Here is a 16,930-nt window from a genome sequence, read left to right on the forward strand (position 1 = left end):
AATCATTCAGAAGTACAGAAACCTACTGTGCTTCTGAGTAATTTGGAAAAGGCTAGAAGCTAGATGATCCTATATAAATCCATTTTCATTTTTCAACATATAAGTCGCTGTTATTTAGAATACAACATGATTGCTACTTGCTGGCTCTCTTTGTTTTACACTTCGTATGTGGCAGGAAAAGGCCCTGACCGCTTCTATGCACGGCCAGATACTCTCGCCCTTAAAAGGAAATGGTTTTTATTGCATATATAAATAAATTACATGCATTTAATTACTAGTAGTTGGTTAGAGAGATGTCAGAAATAATGTTATGTATGAGATAACTGAATCGCCTGTTGCAGGCGAGAGACCCCTTCAGTAATGTGGTTTATATCTACTTTTCCATACGATAGACGAATATAACCATCTTTTGCGCCAAAAATACTGCCGGGCATAAAGGCAACTTGCTGTTTTAAACTTTGCATTATGAACTGTTTTTCATTAATAGGTTGTTTTAATTTCCCCCATATATAAATTCCACCTGTCGGCATGGAAAACGAGAGTTCTTTCTGGAGTGAATGTTGCAGTGCATCTGCTAATATATTTCTTTTCTGTACTAATTCAGACCGTAACTGTTGTAAATGTGATTCAAATGGAACTGTTTCAAAAAATTGCTGCATAAGCCATTGCGGAAAAATACTTAAGCCTAATTCCATTTGATGCCGTGCATCTGATAAGCGTTCAACAACGGACTGCGGAGCAACGAGCCAGCCAATTCGTAATCCTGGAGCTATCATTTTAGATAGAGAATGGACATAAATGACTGTTCCATTTGTATCAATTGATTTTAAGGTTGAACATGCTTGTTCTTTTTTTTCTAATGTTAATAAGCTAGACGGATCATCTTCAACAATCGGAATGCGTAAATCCGCGCATAAAGATAAAAGAGTTTCTCTTCTTTTCGGATGAAGGAGTGTTCCGGTCGGATTTTGATAATTTGGATTTAGGAAAATCATTTTAATCCGATGCTTTCTGTGCAGCTCATATACATCATCTGGGTGAATCCCATGTTCGTCAACAGGTAATGGGAAAATTCGAATGCCCGCGGATTGAAAAAGAGGCAAGGAATAACAATGCGATGGACTTTCAAATGCTACAGCATCACCTGGATTTAATAAACATTGCACAATAAGATGCAGTGCTTGCTGGGCACCGGAAGTAATCATAATGGATTGTTCAGTTGCATCAATTTGTAAGTGCTCCTTCATATATGTAGCTACAGCTTGGCGTAAAGGAAGATAGCCTTGTGGATGATCATAACTTAACGATTGTGTTAACGGTTGTTCGCGTAAAATTGCTTGTAATTGCTGGTGCGGGAACAAGTCGCATCCAAGTTCCCCGTTTGCAAAATCAATGATATTGTCATTTTGTTGTACTTGTTCACGAATGTAGCGAAGAAGTGGTAAGTTAGGTAAAAATGTACCGCCCTCTACAAAACCTCTCCAATTTGGTGTGAATTTCGGAGATACGCCCCACATATGTGTGCTTACACGCGTTCCTTTTCCGGTTGTACTTTCAACAATTCCCATTGCACGTAGTTCATTATAGGCTGTTGTAATTGTACTTCGATTCACTTGAAGCTGTTCTGCTAGCTTGCGCTCTGACGGAAGAAAATTGCCAGGTGGAAGCTCTCCGTACACAATACGCCTTTCAATATAATCAACAACTTGTTGATAGATTGGGATTTTACTATCAGTATCTAATGTCCATTTCATTTGTAACGTCTCCTTGTTACTTCATAATCATCATTATAGCAAATTGGCTGGGTAAAAAAACAGCCAATTGGATGGTGTTACATCAGGCCAATTTTACTATGCTAAATGAGGGAAGGAGAGGTTTGGATGAGACAAAGGAAAATGGAAGGGCTCCTGATGTTAGTTGCTTTAGTATGGGGAGCAAACTATACGATAGGAAAATATGGGGTGGCATATATGTCGTCCGTTCAATTTAATAGCATGCGCTTCTTAGTGGCGTCTCCGGTTTTGTTGCTTATTACCTTTATTATGGAACGCTCGTTACGTATAGAGAAAAAAGACTGGCTTAGACTTTTGATGGTAGGTATTGTTGGAACAACTTTATATCAAACATTGTTTATGCTTTCCGTAAAATACACATCTGCGACGAACGCTTCATTATTAATTGCAATGTCACCAATCTTTACGGGGATTTTAGCGGTATTACATAAACAAGAACGCTTTTCCCTAAAAATACAAATCGGATCTATGCTTTCTTTTAGCGGTGCAGCACTTGTATTATTAACAGGGCATACCAATCAGTCTGCACATGAATATGCGTGGATTGGAAATCTGATTGGATTGGTTGCGTCGATTGCATGGGGTTGGTATCCGATTTTGGCTCAGCCGCTTATTACAAAATACTCTGCCATGCGAGTTACCGCTTGGTCGACTTTGTTAGGAATTGTGCCGCTTGTATTATACTGTTTTATAAATGTCGACTCGTTAACATGGCCAACTGACATGTTAAGCTGGGGATCATTAGGTTATTCTATTGTTTTTGCCACAATTTTTGGACTGGCAATGTGGTATGTTGGAATTAGTAAAATTGGGTCAACAAAAGTAATGGTTTATATGTATCTTGTTCCGTTATTCGCTGTTATATTTGCGGCTATGATGATTGGCGAACAGGTAAACATGATGCAGTTGTTTGGTGGATTTGTTATTTTCGCTGGGTTATATGTTGTGAAAAAAGGAACAGTGAAGAAGCCAGTATTTAAATTAAAGAAGGTAAGTTAGTATGGAAATGACTACATCGTGAGGGGTGTGGTCATTTTTTGTGTGTTCAGATTGTGTAAATAATGTTATAAAAGAGTTTTAATTTTTTGAATTGAAGGAAATGAACGGAAAGTAATACAATGGAATGGAGTACCAAATCAGTTGAGCTTTAGAGAGAATACAAGTCATAAAAAATGAAAGGATGGTGTGAATTGAATAGGTTACCAACATTGGTTCGGCGATTTATCCAAGATAATTATGGAGAGCCGAAAATGATAGTCGAGCTAAGCGGTGTGAATAAAGAAAAAGGCACATCCTGCTTCCACCTTTTGTTTGAAAAGAAATCTGTTATAGTTAAAAATACGATATATAAGAGAGAATATGATGTTTATAATCATTTAACGTCGGTTTTTCATAGTAAAAAGATTGATATTCCTGATACATATGACACATACGAAGAAGAACAAAGTTATTGGTTTGTAATTGAAGATATACCACTGTCATTTCCTAAAACGAGATGGAAAGGTGATACAGAGCAAATAAAGTATTTATTTACTTTGCACTTCAATACATGGAATCAAAATCTAAATATAAATGAACCTTTCATCTTTCAATGGAGTAAGAATTTAGATAACAAAGCATTAAAATTACTACCATTGAATGTAAAAACAGTAATTGAAGATTTACGTATTGCATCTAAAGAAATATTTGCCAAGTTATGTTGTATATCTGGTGATCCTAATCCTACAAATTGGGGAATAAGAAATAATAATCAATTAGTTTTATTCGATTGGGAACGTATAGGATATGGTTCTCCTGCAATTGATCTTGCCATTATAATCCCTGGATTAGGAACAGTAGATAAATCATTAGAAACTAGTATTGCTAACACATACATTAACTTTTGGAAAGCTACTTCAGTATTGTTTCCATATTCAGCCTCAGAATTAACACAGCAAATTACAATAGCTAAAATATGGAGTGCATTAGATTTTATAGTTAATAATGCAGATACATTAGAAAAGCAAACACTTGAACTTATAGTCGAACAGTTAAGTAGTAAATTAGAATACGAACATGTGACTTTATAGAAGATGTAACAAATTTAAGTAACGGATTTTATGTGAATAAAAATTAAACTTCTTTTTTGTGGAATAAAAGGGTGATCATTCTAAGAAAAAGTAATTATTTTTGTTTGCATAATAAAATTGCTTGCCTCACAGCCCATTGTTGATGATCATGAACAAGCAACTGCTGTGCTTCAGAAGAAGATACCCAATGCAGGATATAGTCATCTTCCTGAGGGACATGCTTTTTTCGTATTTTGTTACATATGTAAAAATACCCATCATTTAAATAGTAAGCGCCTTCTTTTTTAGCATAAAAGTAACGCTCAGCATTTCCAATATAGTGCTGCACTTCAATTTCCCAGCCTAACTCTTCTAATAGTTCACGGTGTAAGCAGCTTTCTTTTGTTTCATTATTTTCTATTCCACCGCCAGGTAAAAAGTATCTTACTCCTTTTCGGAGAACGGCTATTTTACTAGTATTTTCTTTAAAAATAATTGCATAAGAGCTTGGGCGTGAGATGTATTCTATATGCTGTTTTTTCTCGCCAAAAGAAGGTTTTATGTGCATGTTTTTTCACCTAATTTCATTTGTTTTAAACGAATTATCTCATATGATTATAGGAATCGGCAAAAATGAATTTCTAAGTTAAACAGGAAAATACATCTCAATATTTAATAACATAAGTATAACTGGAAAAAGAGAGGACATGACATATGTACATAAGAAAAATTAGGTCTGAGGACTATACTACAATTCATTCTGTTATTAATGACTGGTGGGGCGGGAGACCGATGGCAGATTTGCTGCCAAAGCTCTTTTTTGTTCATTTTCAAGAAACTAGTTTTATTATTGAAAAAGACAATGAAATTGCAGGGTTTTTATGCGGCTTTTTCTCGCAAACTTTTAAAGATGAAGCGTATGTTCATTTTATCGGTGTGAATCCGAAATTTAGAAGACAAGGGGTTGCATCAGCATTGTATTCTTCTTTTTTTGATGTAGTTCGTTCTAATGGTCGTCACGTTGTAAAAGCAATAACATCTCCTATTAATACAAAATCAATTCAATTTCATCGTGAGATCGGATTTGATATTGAAAGAGGAGATGATGAAATAGAGGGAGTGTCTGTACATACAAACTATGATGGAAAAGGTGGAAGTCGAGTGTTATTTGTAAAGTATATATAAATGATGTAAGTGTAGCTTTAAAATAAAGTTTGATTAAAAATATCGTGTTAACCCGTATTCTACGGTAAATAAAAAGAATCTATTTTGAAAAAAGATGATATGCTTCCCATTAGGTAGACAGATAAAAAATAAAAATCTGTTTATCTAAGGGGAGTATTTTTTATGGAGCGAATAAAATATTCTAAAGCTAAAAAATTAGCGATTTTAGCGCTTTATAAAGATGGTCATCAATCAATAGCTGACATTACTTCTAAATTTCGGTTGATCCTGGGGCGATTAGAGAGTGGAAGAGAAGGTATGAAGCGAATGGTGAAGAAGCACTACAAGATAAAACGAAACTTTAATCAGTGGGGGTTTTCTTCATCCCCCACTGATTATTAGTTGAACCAATCGGGCCTTTACGGACAGTTTATCTCCCACCTAACTTCTTTGTTTTCGCTGAATTTTGAGGTGGGAGTATTACTGCCCGTTAATGCGGGATAAACGTGGTCGAAAGAAAGAGGAATATGAATTAACAAGTGAAAGGGTTTTTAAATAGCCGATTTTCAGTTAAAGCACTTAATACCCACGATGTTGAAACCAGTTTTTGTTCGTTACTACATGGGAGATAAGCCTTCAAGAATATTTGAAGAATTCCCTTTTTTAGGTACATACCACGAAAAAGATAGGCGCAACATACCTTGATTTGCACATATTTTGTAACTGTAATTATTATCTGTAAAGGAGTGTTATTATGCAACAGCATCCTTATAATCCATATCCCCACGCGTACTGCACCTCATATAATTTAAAAGATGGAATCAGTGTTAAAGACGTTCCAATATGGAGTAGAAATGACGTACAATTATTTCTTGATGGGAATCCAACTCCAATGTGGGGATTCCTTTTAATTCTTAGTGACGGCACTGTATCGGGTGTAATAGATGGTAACGACGTATCTGGTTTCATAAATCGTACTACAAAGGAGATTACATTTACAATAGCAGGTGGATCCCATGGATTTACCCATTTTCCTAATATAACCTATACTGGATTTTTTACTCCGCAATTATATGAATATACCGCTACTGGAACATATAGCGATGTATTTCATTTCATCAAAGGAACTTGGTTTGCTACTTTCAGCGAACACATATACTAAAAAGAAGAATTATGCCGAATAAAAGAAAGACTAGTGATATTCTTTAATTTTAGGCTCTGTTAAATAATATTGTTAATTTTTAATATTTACAAAGGACTTCAGTATTTAGAAAAGTCCTTTGAACTCATTAAATTACATTCCTAAAACGGAAATGAACTTAGTTGAGACACTTTTTTCCTTTATCCACGATTGAAATTCGGTAATCATCGAGATAAGTTGCTTTATGTTCGTATCATAGTTTTCCATAAATTCTTCCTTGGAATAGGCGAATGGAAAACCTAATACATCCTTCAGTGAATGTGGATTAGGTTTTTCAGATAGATATTGTTTCATTTTTTCTAATTCCATAATAAGTAACTTCCAAGTTGCTATATCTATTTCATTGAAAGCAAAATAATCGAATTTCTTATAGCACTTTTCAAAGGCAGGCATTATATAGCCAAAGTTTTCTTCTGTAAAGAAAATAGAGGAAGTATTCCAACATTCGCCTTTATACTTATCAGGGAGAACCTCTATATAACAAGAGCCTTCCAGGGTACTGGCATCATAGATTATTTCAATCATTTAATCACCCCTTTAAACGGTAAACCTATATAATCTGAGCTTTTTATAAGTTACATCTGTTGAAAATAGGTAACTATCAATAACCAGTGACTTTATTTCAAATCCACAGTAAGCAGCAAAACGATATAAAATTGTTATGCTGCTTTTTGATTAGGAAATGAATACTTTCGTTTCTTTTTGAGAAATGCTTTTTAGCAAGAGTCTATTTATAATAGCACTTGTAAAACACAATAATAATGTAATAATACCAACAGTCCGAAATGCTATTTGAATCCCAGTAAATTGACTAAACAATATACTAGGAAAGGTATATGTAACAGGAATAAGAGCGATTAAAATGGGTTGTGCTTTCCCAATATACGTAAATAGCATAAGCATAGCAATGATATCAAACATATCGCCGAAGCTTGAAGTAGAATTTGCTGTGAAAAGGCGGACATAATTTCGATTTTTCCAAATGGATTGACTCATTATAATAATATTTTTATTAAATTTAAAATTTTCTGGTATATCATACAATAAATTGAGAGAGATTTCTACTATTTGGTAAATAAAGCTTGTTTTTAAGAGTTAGAGGATGTTAGGAAATTTAAGAAGTTGTTATATATATCCATTTAAATTTTTCGACGTATAAGTCGCTGCTAGGCAGAATACAACTTGATCGCTACTTGCTTTCTCCTTTTTTTAAACCTTGCATGTAGTAGGAAAGGGCCCTGACCGTTTCTATGCGCGGCCAGATGCTCTCGTCTCCCCTGAAAAGAAAGGGAGTTTTATATCGGTTTTTAAAGTTGTATATATATAGAAAAAAAGCCGTAAATTTCTTATAATGAAATTTGCGGCTTTTGAGTTGTTAGTTAAGTATGGAGGGGATAAGGATGGATATTGTTTTTACTGAAAACGGAAAGCGATTCAATTATCGCGTAGCGGCAGTATGTATTGAAAATGGACAGGTTCTTCTCCATCGTGGGAAGGGAGATAATTTTTGGTGTTTACCGGGCGGACGAGTTCAAATGCTTGAAAGTAGTGAGTCTGCTCTGAAAAGAGAGCTTCAAGAAGAACTCGAAGCGAATGCAAATGTAAAACGATTAATATGGGTTGTTGAGAAGTTTTTTACTTATGATAATCATGATTTCCATGAAATTGGCTTTTACTATGAAACGCATTTAGAAGATTGCCCTATTCCGAAAACAGGTTCTTTTATAAGAGAAGATGGAGGACGAGAGTTTGAATTTCAGTGGGTTCCACTAGAGGAGTTACATCTTTTTCATATGCAACCTGCCTTTTTAACAACAAAGCTTAAATATTTACCTGAGTGTGTAGAACATATTGTGACAACGTAAAGAAATAGGGAAATGTATGATAAAAAAGAGGATATAAAGGTATACTCTTTTTTACGTGATGGAATGAATCATTACATAGTCAACTACCCACCACTTAAACGTTAACACGTTTTGAAGTGGGGGCTTGAAAAAAGCCTTGGTTGTCTAGCCTCAGTCTTTCTTGGACTCCGTTCGTAGGTTGCATACCCAAGAATGATTCCCTAGTTCTTGGCTCTATGGTGGCTCTGTAACAGTTCTGATTGGGAAGGAACGGTCAACCACAAGCCTTCTTTTATAAGAAGTTGAGGGCACCTACAAACATTATTGAAGGGAAACATACTCTTAGGAGGGACAAAACATGTGTGTATTTGTCAAGAATTTAAGAGGAGAACCGCTCATGCCTTGCAGTCATGGCAAGGCACGGCTTCTTCTTAAACAAGGAAAAGCAAAGATTATGAGATATACTCCGTTTACGATTCAATTACAATATGCTACTGGAGAAACGGTACAACCCATTACAATTGGTGTTGTTAGTGGTGCAAAGCATATCGGTATTGCGATTACCACTGGAGACAAAGTGGTAACAAAAGGAACGATTGAATTGCGTCAAGATGTCAAAGAAAACCTCACACTAAGAGCTACATTACGCAGAGGGAGAAGACAACGAAAAACAAGATATCGCAAAGCACGTTTTCTCAATCGAAAAAAGAAAGAAGGATGGTTGCCACCATCCATTCAAAGCAGAGTAGATAACCAAATTCATTGGATTGAAACATTCAAGTCACTTTTACCCTCACCGAAAGTCATTGTAGAAGTAGGGAAATTTGATGCGCAAAAACTAAAAAATCCCGATATACAAGGAACGGAATATCAACAAGGAGATGCCTTTGGCTTTTGGAATACGAGATATTATGTATTCGCAAGAGACAATTACACCTGTCAAATTTGTAAGAAGAAAGGTGGCATTTTGCATACGCATCATATTATCGAACGCTGCAATGGTGGCTCTGATATGGCAGATAATCTTGTAACAGTACATGATGAATGCCATCAACAATTTCATCAAGGCACACTCAAACACAGTTTCAAGAAACCAAAACAATATAAAGAAACCGCCTTTATGAATATATTACGGTTACAAATCATGAATCATTTAGATTGTGACATTACGTATGGTAGTTACACCATGCTAAAACGAAAAGAATTAGGTTTATCCAAAACACATGTAAATGACGCAATTGCGATTACCAATTCAACACAAATACAAGAATATGATCAAAGCGGCGAATTTTGCATCAAGCAATTTAGAAAGAAAAAACGTTCCCTGCATGAAGCAACCGCAAGAAAAGGGAGAAAAACGAGAAATACAAGTGCAAAACGCAACAACAAAAATACACCACATGTAAATGGAATCTATTTGGGAGATAAAGTGAAAGTGTTTGGACAAGTAGGATTTGTGGTAGGGTTTACAGGGAAAATGGTATACGTACAAGACATACATGGACAATATATACAAAATCCTGCTAAATCTTATAAACAAGTGAAGGACTCGGATATAGAACGTATACACCATACGAATAATTGGCAGTTTTTACAAATCAGTTAGGCTATGCCTAACCGAAAAAATTCATCCCCACCTTACCGCTGGGCTCACTTCATGCCCGTCATGCACTTGAAGATGGGGACTTCTTTCGGAAATACGTTAAAAGTAGCGGAAATCTCCTTATTTCACTTCAACTATTGGTGAATTTTCATGTTTAACGAGACAAGCTGCAAGTAAGCCTAGACCGAGTATGGCTGCAAGTAGAATAAACGTCGTAGTGAAACTGAAAGCTTTCATAAATGTAAAAGAAATAATTGGACCGAAACTTGTTCCAGCAAATAAAATGACTGTGTACATTGATATTGCAATACTACGAGCTTTACCTCCTAATTGACCAACAAGAGAAACTAAAGAAGGTACGGAGAGTGCAATGCCACTTACAAAGACTATACTCATTACTGTTAAAAAGAATATGTTTGTAAGAAAGCCCATCGAAGCTAGGGCGAAAATGGAGAGAAGTAGCGCCCACCGAAGTACAAACAGAACGCTAAAACGTTTTGCTAATTTACCTGCTAGTGGAGACAATATCATTCCTAGGACCCCGAATGAACGAATATAAAGAAGTTCGTGATTGTTCATTTGGAAAGGTAGATTAGTTAAATATTGTCCTAAGGTGGTGTACATACTAACGAAAGACATGAGTAGAACAAACGCTATTACGTAACTAAATATTAGATTTTTATTAGTAAAGACAATGCCGAGTTGCTTCATTGGCTCCCAAATATTTTTCTTTTGATTATGACTTATACTTGTTGGTAGTAACCAGAACACTATTGATGCAGTAAGAATATAAACTGCAGAAAGGGAGTAAAAAACAAATTGCCAATGAAATTGTTGGCTTACGTAAGCACTAAACACTTGACCGACGATTCCGGCAACGAGGAATCCTGTACTAATAAAACCAACAGCACCAACCTTTCTTTCGTTAGGGAATGCTTCTAGTGTGTACGCTAACGCCACTGGTGAAAATGTTGCAGCAGCTAAACCTTGTAGACCTCTTAATACAACAATATATGAGAAAGAATGAACCATTCCAAGCAGTAATGAAATGACACTTAAAGAAATTAATCCAATGCATATAATGTTTTTGCGGCCATATTTTTCAGAAATCGCACCGTAAATAAAACATCCACTAGCAAAACCTATTGAAAATATACTAGAAGTTGTAGCTGCTTGCGATAGAGAAACATGAAAATTATCACTAAATATGGTAATGAGTGGGATACTTACATATAAACTGGACATAACAACCATTCCAGTCCAGCATAATATGAGTGTCATAAGATTATAGTTGTGCTGTTTTTCAAAATCGATCGCGATCATAAAATCACCTTCACCTTTACTTTAATTATATTAACTTATAGTTAGATAACCTAATTAAATAGTTGAAAAAGAGCTACTATCGCTTTGGATAGGTAGCTGTTAATTGCTATTTATCCCGCATTAACGGGCAGTAATACTCCCACCTCAAAATTCAGCGAAGGCAAAGAAGTTAGGTGGGAGATAAACTGCCCGTAAAAGCCCGATTGGTTCAACTAATAATCAGTGGGGGATGAAAAAAAAAACACTGATTAAAGTTTCACTTTATCGCCCAACTCCAAGTCGTACTTGCATATTTTCATTTAATTTCTTGATGATTTTCTCAAATACTTGGCGCTCAGTAGGATCTAATTCATCAAAAATAGAGGCACAAACGGACCAATATGTTGGCAATACTTTTTCAACAAACGTACGGCCTTCTTCGGTAATACTGACATGGATTTTTCTACGATCAAACGAACTAGGTTTTCGTGTAACAAGGTTTCTTTTTTCCAACCAATCAATCATAGAAGTTGCAGATGCCCGCCTAATTCCTAAACGTTCAGCTATTGCTGAAGGGGTTATCACTTTGTTATCATGCAGAGTTATTAAGATTAGCAAATCAAGTTTGCTTTCTGTAATCCCGAAGTGAGCTAACTCTTGATCCATTACATCTAAGATATTATCGCTTAACCATAACATGATTAAGCCCATAGAGGCATCATTACGGTTTGTACTTGATGGTGCAGAGTGATTAATAAGGTCTAAATAAGGGTGAATACCCAATTTTGGTAAGGTATCATCTGAATATGTTCCTTTGCCATTCTTACGCATTTTCTTTATGTCTACTCCTTTTAATTAGATTATCTAACTATAATTCATTCTAACTACAAGAAAGGAATTACGCAAGAGTAATTGCGAGAAAATTCATTCTTTTTTTAGTGGCTGTTATTTTAGAAGGAGAAAGATAATAAATTAGAGAAAAAATGTGGAGTGGTCCTTAGTGGAGATAAGAAAATATAATTCTGATGGCATCAAACTCTTTAACAATTGTGCGCAATTGTTGAATAATTAAATCCCAATTTCTCATTTATATCACTGAGAGATTGGGATTTTTAATGCTGGAATATCCTTAACGCTGTAAATCCGTGTTGGTGGCACTCCTTTATCTGTACAGAGATAATAAAGTTGTTTAATTTACAATAAAGTAGTTTAAAAACAAACAAAAATTTTTAAAGATGGTATGAATTTGGATTTTTATACCATCTTCTTTAACTTCTCTGTATAATAAAAGAAAGAATATTTTGATATTTAATCAGTGAAAAAAGGCAGGAGAAAATAACATGAGCTTTATTATGAATTTACGAAAAAAAGTTGGAACTGAACCTCTAATTATGGTTGGAGCCTGTGTGTTAATTTTTAATAATAAGAATCAATTTTTGATGCAATTAAGAAAAGATAATAAATGTTGGGGACTTGTGGGTGGTTCTATGGAATTAGGGGAAAGTCTTGAAGATGTTGCAAGTAGAGAGATGTTTGAAGAAACAGGATTAAAAGCGAATCAATTAGATTTACTAAGCACTTTTTCAGGAAAGGATTTTTATTACCAATATCCACATGGAGATGAAGTATATAATGTTGTAACAGCTTTTATCTGTCGAGATTATTGTGGCTCATTAAAATTTGACGAGTCAGAAGCTACAGATATTCAATTTTTTGATTTAACAAAACTTCCTAATAATATAAGTCCTCCAGATCAACTGGTAATTGAAAGGCTTTTAAAATTGTAAAGGGGAGCAATTATTTACTAATCTTCCGAAAATTAAACAATTTTATTGTCACTTCACACTTAAGAGGATATTTCGGTTCATCTTTTTTTGAAACGGTTAAACTTTGTTTTAAATCCATACATTGTTTAACATAGCCTTAGATAAAAATAGATCATTTGTTGATTTGGAATAAAGTTTGATACTTTATTTACACAGAAAGGAACATTAGGTATGAAAAAGTCAAGAGACGCTAAAGATTTAATAGATAGTTTAATACCAATGGGAATGATTTTTGGTTGTGCTATCGGTGTAATTTTTGGCATGTTTTTCAAACCAAACTTTCTAGTATTTATAGTTAGTTTAGGAGCTGGAATAGGCTATTTATTTGGAGTTATTGCATATGGAATTTATAGTAAGAAAGGGGAATCATAGTTTGAGAATATGAATACCGGTGTAATTATTGCGGGGATAGGGTCTGTTATCATTATTGGTAGAAAAATTTTTGAGCCGGAAAAAGGGAAGTAAAGAGCTAAAAAAACAATAACTTATGAGCGATTGTGGAGAATCAATAGTAGAAAATGATCAAACTTTTTTATAAAAATTGAACAATACTTTACAAAGAAAAACCCCATTTTGATAAAATATAAGGGAATTTATCCTCTTTCTTTATAAAATTTTGAGATAAATAGAGAGTTCTGTTCAACCAAATAAGAAGAGTACATATCATGATTAATATGTACTCCTTTTGATTTTTAATTTTAGGATTTGGAATTATTTTTTCTTATTAGCTACCTTTTTATAGTGATATAACGTATTCGTTTCGTTTTTGAACTGCTGAAGAAGAGTGCTATCTTCTTTCTCTCCATACCTGGCAGTACTATATGCTTCTATAATAATGTTGGACTGAATATATATGTCTCCTTCAGTACGAAGTCTTTCCATCCATTTTTCCACTGTCTCACCACGTTGCCGATTTAAGGGCGGCTTTAATTTCTTTTCAAGTTTAAATATTTCCTTACGAATTGTACTGTTTGGTGGTCGTAACTTTCGGTTTCGTTTTTGTATATTTCCTTGTTCTGGACCAACAACGATAGGTTCATAGGAAGACATACGTCCTAAGTTTATTTCATGACGTTTCTTATATAGTTTCCAAATCACATATATAGCAGCAACTACTATAATAAGAATAGTGATACATTGTAAAATAAATGGGTCATATCCTTTTTCAGGAATTGGTGGAGGAGGCTGGGAAGTACCTTGCCCCAATTTAAGATTTAAAGAATCGTCTTTTTGCTTCTGTTCAGCTGCTAGAAACAGTGGATTTAATATATATCCCAACCCTAAGGCAATCCATTGAATGGCATAGGCAATACCAGTTCGTATGTAAGAGAGTAAAGGGAGGAATAAAAAGCCAATAACCCCAATAGCTATAATTGAGAATAAACGCAATATTTGTTGGTTTCGATTGAAACTTGTAATCCATAATGTTAGGAATGTATGCAAAATAAGTAATCCTATTTCCAATATGTTTGGAAGCTGCATATGGAGAAGGATCGAACAAAAGGACCATAGAAATGCTCCCAATAATTTATGAAAGGGTGAAATATCATCTTTGGCGTATACAAGTAAAAAGAAAAACGGCAATAATACGGAACTTATTGAAGAAAATAACGCCAACGAATAGCAAGCAATGATTTGTAGAATGAATAGTGCTGCGAACCATGTTTTTTTATTTTTCCTAATTTTTATAATAGGAAGTAAGCAAATATGACTGACTAGAAGAAACAAGACAATGTGTACAAATTCTCCTTTTTCAGTTAATAAAGAAAGAAGGAGAAGAAGAATAAAATTATTAACGTACCGTAGCCATGTATTCAAGCTGTTCCACCACTCCTTCATTGTGAACAATATATGTTGGCTGCATTGTATAAGGTATATTATGTTTTGGGACGCCAAGGAAAAATAGTGTAGATGACCTGACTCTTTTTTGCATCATATAATGCAAAAAACCATCTCGCGGCAGTAATGTACTATCTTCTGAAATACGTGCAAGTTCTTCCAATGCTTTTGCATAATGCATGGGACCTTCATTCAGCGTCAGGTGCAGCGGCCCATCTTCTCCCAAAATGCTAATAAATAATTCAAAGGGAATTTTCTTTTCTGTTGCAATTTGACAAATGTATGTTGCATAAGAAATTAAGTCTTCTATATTTTCTTTCCATCCAAGTCCTCGATCTGAGGCAAGACAGATGCAAATAGTCCAGCTATAATTTTTTACTGCTTCGTATTGCTTTGCTTGCAAACTTTGCATTTTCGCTGATGCTTTCCAATGGATGGAGCGAAATGATTCTCTTTCATACTGTTTTACTCCGATAATTGACGTTTCATCATGGAAAAAAGAAAAATTTGTTCTGTAAGTGCCTAGTAATAGTTGCTGTATTTCTTGTAACCCCGCAACCTGCTTTGGAGAAGGATAGATAATAATTTCTGTTTTTAATTTATGCATAACGGGTAAATGAACTTGAATGATGTTAAAGGGATCACCAATGATGCATTCAAACTGTTTAATTTGGAAAACGCCCCGTCTTGTCGCTGTGAATGTTAAATCCCACATTTGCTGTGAGCGAGCACGTTGTGAAAATGGGAAAGAAAAGAGCGTTTTTGATATTTGATCTAGACCGTTACTTGGCTGCATAACGAGCGATGGATTTATATGAAAAAAGCATTTTCCATTCACTACCGGTAATTTTGCTTCATTTTGTAACGTAATGGATAGTTGTCCATTTTCCTCAGGAAACAATCTTGTTGTTTGTTTCTTATTGATAATTTGAAAGTGGTCTTCTATGTAAGTGACATACCGATAAATAAAAAAAGAAAATATATAATAAAACAGAAACGGGTATATGATAATTGACTGCGGTAAGTAAAATGTGAACAACAGTGCAATCGGGATCGTTAATTTTATAATATGACTTTGAAATAGTAACGGGATGGAAACGAGACGTTGACCGTTCATGCTTGCTCAATCTCCACCGGTACATCAACCTCTTTTAAAATTCCTTCGATAATCTCTTGTTTTGTCGTACGAAGAGCACCTTCCATAGATAAAATAATACGATGCTTCCAAATGTAAGGAAGTAGAAATTGTACGTCTTCTGGTGTACAAAATTCGCGATTACATAAAAAGGCAAGAGCTTGAATTGCCCTGACTAAAGCGAGTGTTCCGCGCGGACTAATTCCATTTGCAATAAAATCATGATTACGAGTTGCATTAGCAAGTTTGATGATGTAGCCTTCTAAAGGTTCTGAAACATGAACATCCTTTACTTTATTTTGTACTTGGATTATATCTTCTAGTGAGATGACTGGGTGAAGTTTATCTAACGGTTTGTTCTTTCGAAAACGTCTCATCATTTGGAGTTCTTCTTCTGGAGTAGGATAGCCAATCGAAACAGTCATTAAAAAGCGATCAAGCTGAGCATCTGGAAGTGGAAATGTTCCTTGTGATTCAATTGGATTTTGCGTTGCGATTACGAAAAATGGTTTCGGAAGAGGTGTGGATTGTTTTTCGAGTGTTACTTGCCTTTCTTCCATTGCTTCTAATAAACTCGATTGAGTACGCGGCATCGCACGATTAATTTCATCTGCTAATAATAAATTTGTCATAACAGGACCAAGGCGCAGTTCAAATTCACTTGTTTTCGGATTAAAGTATTCAATACCTGTTACATCACTCGGTAACACATCAGGTGTGAACTGTACACGTGAAAATTGTCCGCCAATACTTTTTGCAATTGTTTTTGCCAGCAATGTTTTTCCTGTTCCAGGTACATCCTCTAATAGGATGTGCCCATCTGCTAATAAAGAAACGAGAAGGAGATCAATTACATTTTCTTTTCCGACAAAAACAGAAGAGATATTTTCTTTTAATTTATGTATCATTTGTTTCTTCCTTTCTAGTACAAGCTTTTTAAATATTTTAACAAAATTTTCTAAAATTTAAAATTGTTTTTCGTTATACTACAATGTAGAACATATTTTTATCCCGCTATTTGTGGGCAGTAATACTCCCACCTCAAAATTCAGCGAAAGCATTGTCCAGTTTCAGTGGCTCGTCCAGAATGTTCGGTGGCTTCGCTTCTTCCTGCGAGGTAAAAAACACCTCTACGTCAGAAGCTCCATCCCCCTCACATTCTGGACGAGCCCCTT

The 16,930-nt window shown here is 34.9% G+C and carries 17 protein-coding genes and 1 pseudogene; 9 read left to right on the top strand and 9 right to left on the bottom strand.

Features of this window, described 5'->3' with window-relative positions:
* Nucleotides 1-308: 308 nt before the first annotated feature.
* A complete protein-coding gene (pdxR, locus tag MR076_RS17380; RefSeq protein WP_242222564.1) occupies nucleotides 309-1,754 on the bottom strand; it encodes a MocR-like pyridoxine biosynthesis transcription factor PdxR in 1,446 nt (481 codons plus the stop codon).
* A 126-nt stretch (nucleotides 1,755-1,880) separates the two neighbouring features.
* Between pdxR and MR076_RS17385 the strand changes: the two genes are divergently transcribed.
* Both MR076_RS17385 and MR076_RS17390 read left to right on the top strand, forming a co-directional pair.
* Nucleotides 1,881-2,792, top strand: coding sequence for a DMT family transporter (locus tag MR076_RS17385; protein WP_242222567.1), 912 nt, complete (start codon nucleotides 1,881-1,883; stop codon nucleotides 2,790-2,792).
* Nucleotides 2,793-3,043: 251 nt separating this feature from the next.
* The gene (locus tag MR076_RS17390) at nucleotides 3,044-3,862 is read left to right on the top strand and encodes a phosphotransferase family protein (RefSeq protein WP_242222569.1); all 819 of its coding nucleotides are present in this window, start codon (nucleotides 3,044-3,046) and stop codon (nucleotides 3,860-3,862) included.
* A 94-nt stretch (nucleotides 3,863-3,956) separates the two neighbouring features.
* Here MR076_RS17390 and MR076_RS17395 read toward each other — a convergent pair whose 3' ends face one another.
* Nucleotides 3,957-4,409 carry an NUDIX hydrolase gene (locus MR076_RS17395; protein WP_242222571.1) on the bottom strand — a complete coding sequence of 151 codons (453 nt, stop codon included), beginning with the start codon at nucleotides 4,407-4,409 and terminating at the stop codon, nucleotides 3,957-3,959.
* Nucleotides 4,410-4,555: 146 nt separating this feature from the next.
* On the opposite strand from MR076_RS17395, the gene MR076_RS17400 reads away from it, so the two are divergent.
* The 3 genes from MR076_RS17400 to MR076_RS17410 all read left to right on the top strand — a co-directional run bounded on the left by MR076_RS17400 (nucleotide 4,556) and on the right by MR076_RS17410 (nucleotide 6,167).
* The gene (locus MR076_RS17400) at nucleotides 4,556-5,026 is read left to right on the top strand and encodes a GNAT family N-acetyltransferase (RefSeq protein ID WP_242222573.1); all 471 of its coding nucleotides are present in this window, start codon (nucleotides 4,556-4,558) and stop codon (nucleotides 5,024-5,026) included.
* A 162-nt stretch (nucleotides 5,027-5,188) separates the two neighbouring features.
* Nucleotides 5,189-5,407: a helix-turn-helix domain-containing protein gene (locus tag MR076_RS17405; RefSeq protein ID WP_242222575.1), complete on the top strand. Its 219-nt coding sequence runs from the start codon at nucleotides 5,189-5,191 to the stop codon at nucleotides 5,405-5,407.
* 352 nt (nucleotides 5,408-5,759) lie between these two features.
* Nucleotides 5,760-6,167 (top strand): hypothetical protein, encoded by a 408-nt coding sequence (locus tag MR076_RS17410; RefSeq protein ID WP_242222577.1) that lies wholly within the window; start codon nucleotides 5,760-5,762, stop codon nucleotides 6,165-6,167.
* A 132-nt stretch (nucleotides 6,168-6,299) separates the two neighbouring features.
* On the opposite strand, the gene MR076_RS17415 is transcribed toward MR076_RS17410, so the two are convergent.
* Both MR076_RS17415 and MR076_RS17420 read right to left on the bottom strand, forming a co-directional pair.
* Nucleotides 6,300-6,731: a hypothetical protein gene (locus MR076_RS17415; RefSeq protein ID WP_242222579.1), complete on the bottom strand. Its 432-nt coding sequence runs from the start codon at nucleotides 6,729-6,731 to the stop codon at nucleotides 6,300-6,302.
* A gap of 150 nt (nucleotides 6,732-6,881) precedes the next feature.
* On the bottom strand, nucleotides 6,882-7,202 hold the full coding sequence (locus tag MR076_RS17420; protein ID WP_242222581.1) for a hypothetical protein: 321 nt from the start codon (nucleotides 7,200-7,202) through the stop codon (nucleotides 6,882-6,884).
* Nucleotides 7,203-7,606: 404 nt separating this feature from the next.
* Between MR076_RS17420 and MR076_RS17425 the strand changes: the two genes are divergently transcribed.
* Complete coding sequence (locus MR076_RS17425; protein ID WP_242222582.1) at nucleotides 7,607-8,071, top strand: NUDIX hydrolase; 465 nt, start codon at nucleotides 7,607-7,609, stop codon at nucleotides 8,069-8,071.
* Nucleotides 8,072-8,408: 337 nt separating this feature from the next.
* On the top strand, nucleotides 8,409-9,656 hold the full coding sequence (gene iscB / locus MR076_RS17430) for an RNA-guided endonuclease IscB (protein WP_242222583.1): 1,248 nt from the start codon (nucleotides 8,409-8,411) through the stop codon (nucleotides 9,654-9,656).
* Between the two features lie 117 nt (nucleotides 9,657-9,773).
* Here the strand turns inward: iscB and MR076_RS17435 are convergent, their stop codons facing one another.
* Nucleotides 9,774-10,976 carry an MFS transporter gene (locus tag MR076_RS17435; RefSeq protein ID WP_242222585.1) on the bottom strand — a complete coding sequence of 401 codons (1,203 nt, stop codon included), beginning with the start codon at nucleotides 10,974-10,976 and terminating at the stop codon, nucleotides 9,774-9,776.
* Nucleotides 10,977-11,237: 261 nt separating this feature from the next.
* Complete coding sequence (locus MR076_RS17440; protein ID WP_242222586.1) at nucleotides 11,238-11,786, bottom strand: MarR family winged helix-turn-helix transcriptional regulator; 549 nt, start codon at nucleotides 11,784-11,786, stop codon at nucleotides 11,238-11,240.
* A gap of 509 nt (nucleotides 11,787-12,295) precedes the next feature.
* Here MR076_RS17440 and MR076_RS17445 point away from each other — a divergent pair.
* Both MR076_RS17445 and MR076_RS17450 read left to right on the top strand, forming a co-directional pair.
* The gene (locus tag MR076_RS17445) at nucleotides 12,296-12,742 is read left to right on the top strand and encodes an NUDIX hydrolase (RefSeq protein WP_242222588.1); all 447 of its coding nucleotides are present in this window, start codon (nucleotides 12,296-12,298) and stop codon (nucleotides 12,740-12,742) included.
* 195 nt (nucleotides 12,743-12,937) lie between these two features.
* Nucleotides 12,938-13,153 (top strand): annotated as a pseudogene (locus tag MR076_RS17450) (hypothetical protein); the annotation flags it as partial.
* Between the two features lie 339 nt (nucleotides 13,154-13,492).
* Here MR076_RS17450 and MR076_RS17455 read toward each other — a convergent pair.
* From MR076_RS17455 to MR076_RS17465, 3 genes are read right to left on the bottom strand one after another with little or no spacing between them, the layout of a single operon-like run.
* Nucleotides 13,493-14,599, bottom strand: a complete 1,107-nt coding sequence (locus MR076_RS17455; protein ID WP_242222590.1) for a DUF4018 domain-containing protein — start codon at nucleotides 14,597-14,599, stop codon at nucleotides 13,493-13,495.
* Entirely contained in the window at nucleotides 14,574-15,737 is a 1,164-nt protein-coding gene (locus MR076_RS17460; protein ID WP_242222591.1) for a DUF58 domain-containing protein, read from the bottom strand. The genes MR076_RS17455 and MR076_RS17460 overlap by 26 nt, the downstream gene beginning before the upstream one ends.
* Nucleotides 15,734-16,663, bottom strand: coding sequence for an AAA family ATPase (locus tag MR076_RS17465; RefSeq protein WP_242222593.1), 930 nt, complete (start codon nucleotides 16,661-16,663; stop codon nucleotides 15,734-15,736). The genes MR076_RS17460 and MR076_RS17465 overlap by 4 nt, the downstream gene beginning before the upstream one ends.
* Nucleotides 16,664-16,930 lie beyond the last annotated feature (267 nt).

Origin of the sequence: Bacillus cereus group sp. BfR-BA-01380, from assembly GCF_022663535.1 — a bacterium.
Taxonomy (GTDB): domain Bacteria; phylum Bacillota; class Bacilli; order Bacillales; family Bacillaceae_G; genus Bacillus_A; species Bacillus_A cereus_BB.

Excerpts from the sequence above, each read along its gene's own strand:
- pdxR (WP_242222564.1), bottom strand. The coding sequence starts at position 1,754 with ATGAAATGGACATTAGATACTGATAGTAAAATCCCAATCTATCAACAA.
- MR076_RS17385 (WP_242222567.1), top strand. The coding sequence starts at position 1,881 with ATGAGACAAAGGAAAATGGAAGGGCTCCTGATGTTAGTTGCTTTAGTA.
- MR076_RS17390 (WP_242222569.1), top strand. The coding sequence starts at position 3,044 with ATGATAGTCGAGCTAAGCGGTGTGAATAAAGAAAAAGGCACATCCTGC.
- MR076_RS17395 (WP_242222571.1), bottom strand. The coding sequence starts at position 4,409 with ATGCACATAAAACCTTCTTTTGGCGAGAAAAAACAGCATATAGAATAC.
- MR076_RS17400 (WP_242222573.1), top strand. The coding sequence starts at position 4,556 with ATGTACATAAGAAAAATTAGGTCTGAGGACTATACTACAATTCATTCT.
- MR076_RS17405 (WP_242222575.1), top strand. The coding sequence starts at position 5,189 with ATGGAGCGAATAAAATATTCTAAAGCTAAAAAATTAGCGATTTTAGCG.
- MR076_RS17410 (WP_242222577.1), top strand. The coding sequence starts at position 5,760 with ATGCAACAGCATCCTTATAATCCATATCCCCACGCGTACTGCACCTCA.
- MR076_RS17415 (WP_242222579.1), bottom strand. The coding sequence starts at position 6,731 with ATGATTGAAATAATCTATGATGCCAGTACCCTGGAAGGCTCTTGTTAT.
- MR076_RS17420 (WP_242222581.1), bottom strand. The coding sequence starts at position 7,202 with ATGAGTCAATCCATTTGGAAAAATCGAAATTATGTCCGCCTTTTCACA.
- MR076_RS17425 (WP_242222582.1), top strand. The coding sequence starts at position 7,607 with ATGGATATTGTTTTTACTGAAAACGGAAAGCGATTCAATTATCGCGTA.
- iscB (WP_242222583.1), top strand. The coding sequence starts at position 8,409 with ATGTGTGTATTTGTCAAGAATTTAAGAGGAGAACCGCTCATGCCTTGC.
- MR076_RS17435 (WP_242222585.1), bottom strand. The coding sequence starts at position 10,976 with ATGATCGCGATCGATTTTGAAAAACAGCACAACTATAATCTTATGACA.
- MR076_RS17440 (WP_242222586.1), bottom strand. The coding sequence starts at position 11,786 with ATGCGTAAGAATGGCAAAGGAACATATTCAGATGATACCTTACCAAAA.
- MR076_RS17445 (WP_242222588.1), top strand. The coding sequence starts at position 12,296 with ATGAGCTTTATTATGAATTTACGAAAAAAAGTTGGAACTGAACCTCTA.
- MR076_RS17460 (WP_242222591.1), bottom strand. The coding sequence starts at position 15,737 with ATGAACGGTCAACGTCTCGTTTCCATCCCGTTACTATTTCAAAGTCAT.
- MR076_RS17465 (WP_242222593.1), bottom strand. The coding sequence starts at position 16,663 with ATGATACATAAATTAAAAGAAAATATCTCTTCTGTTTTTGTCGGAAAA.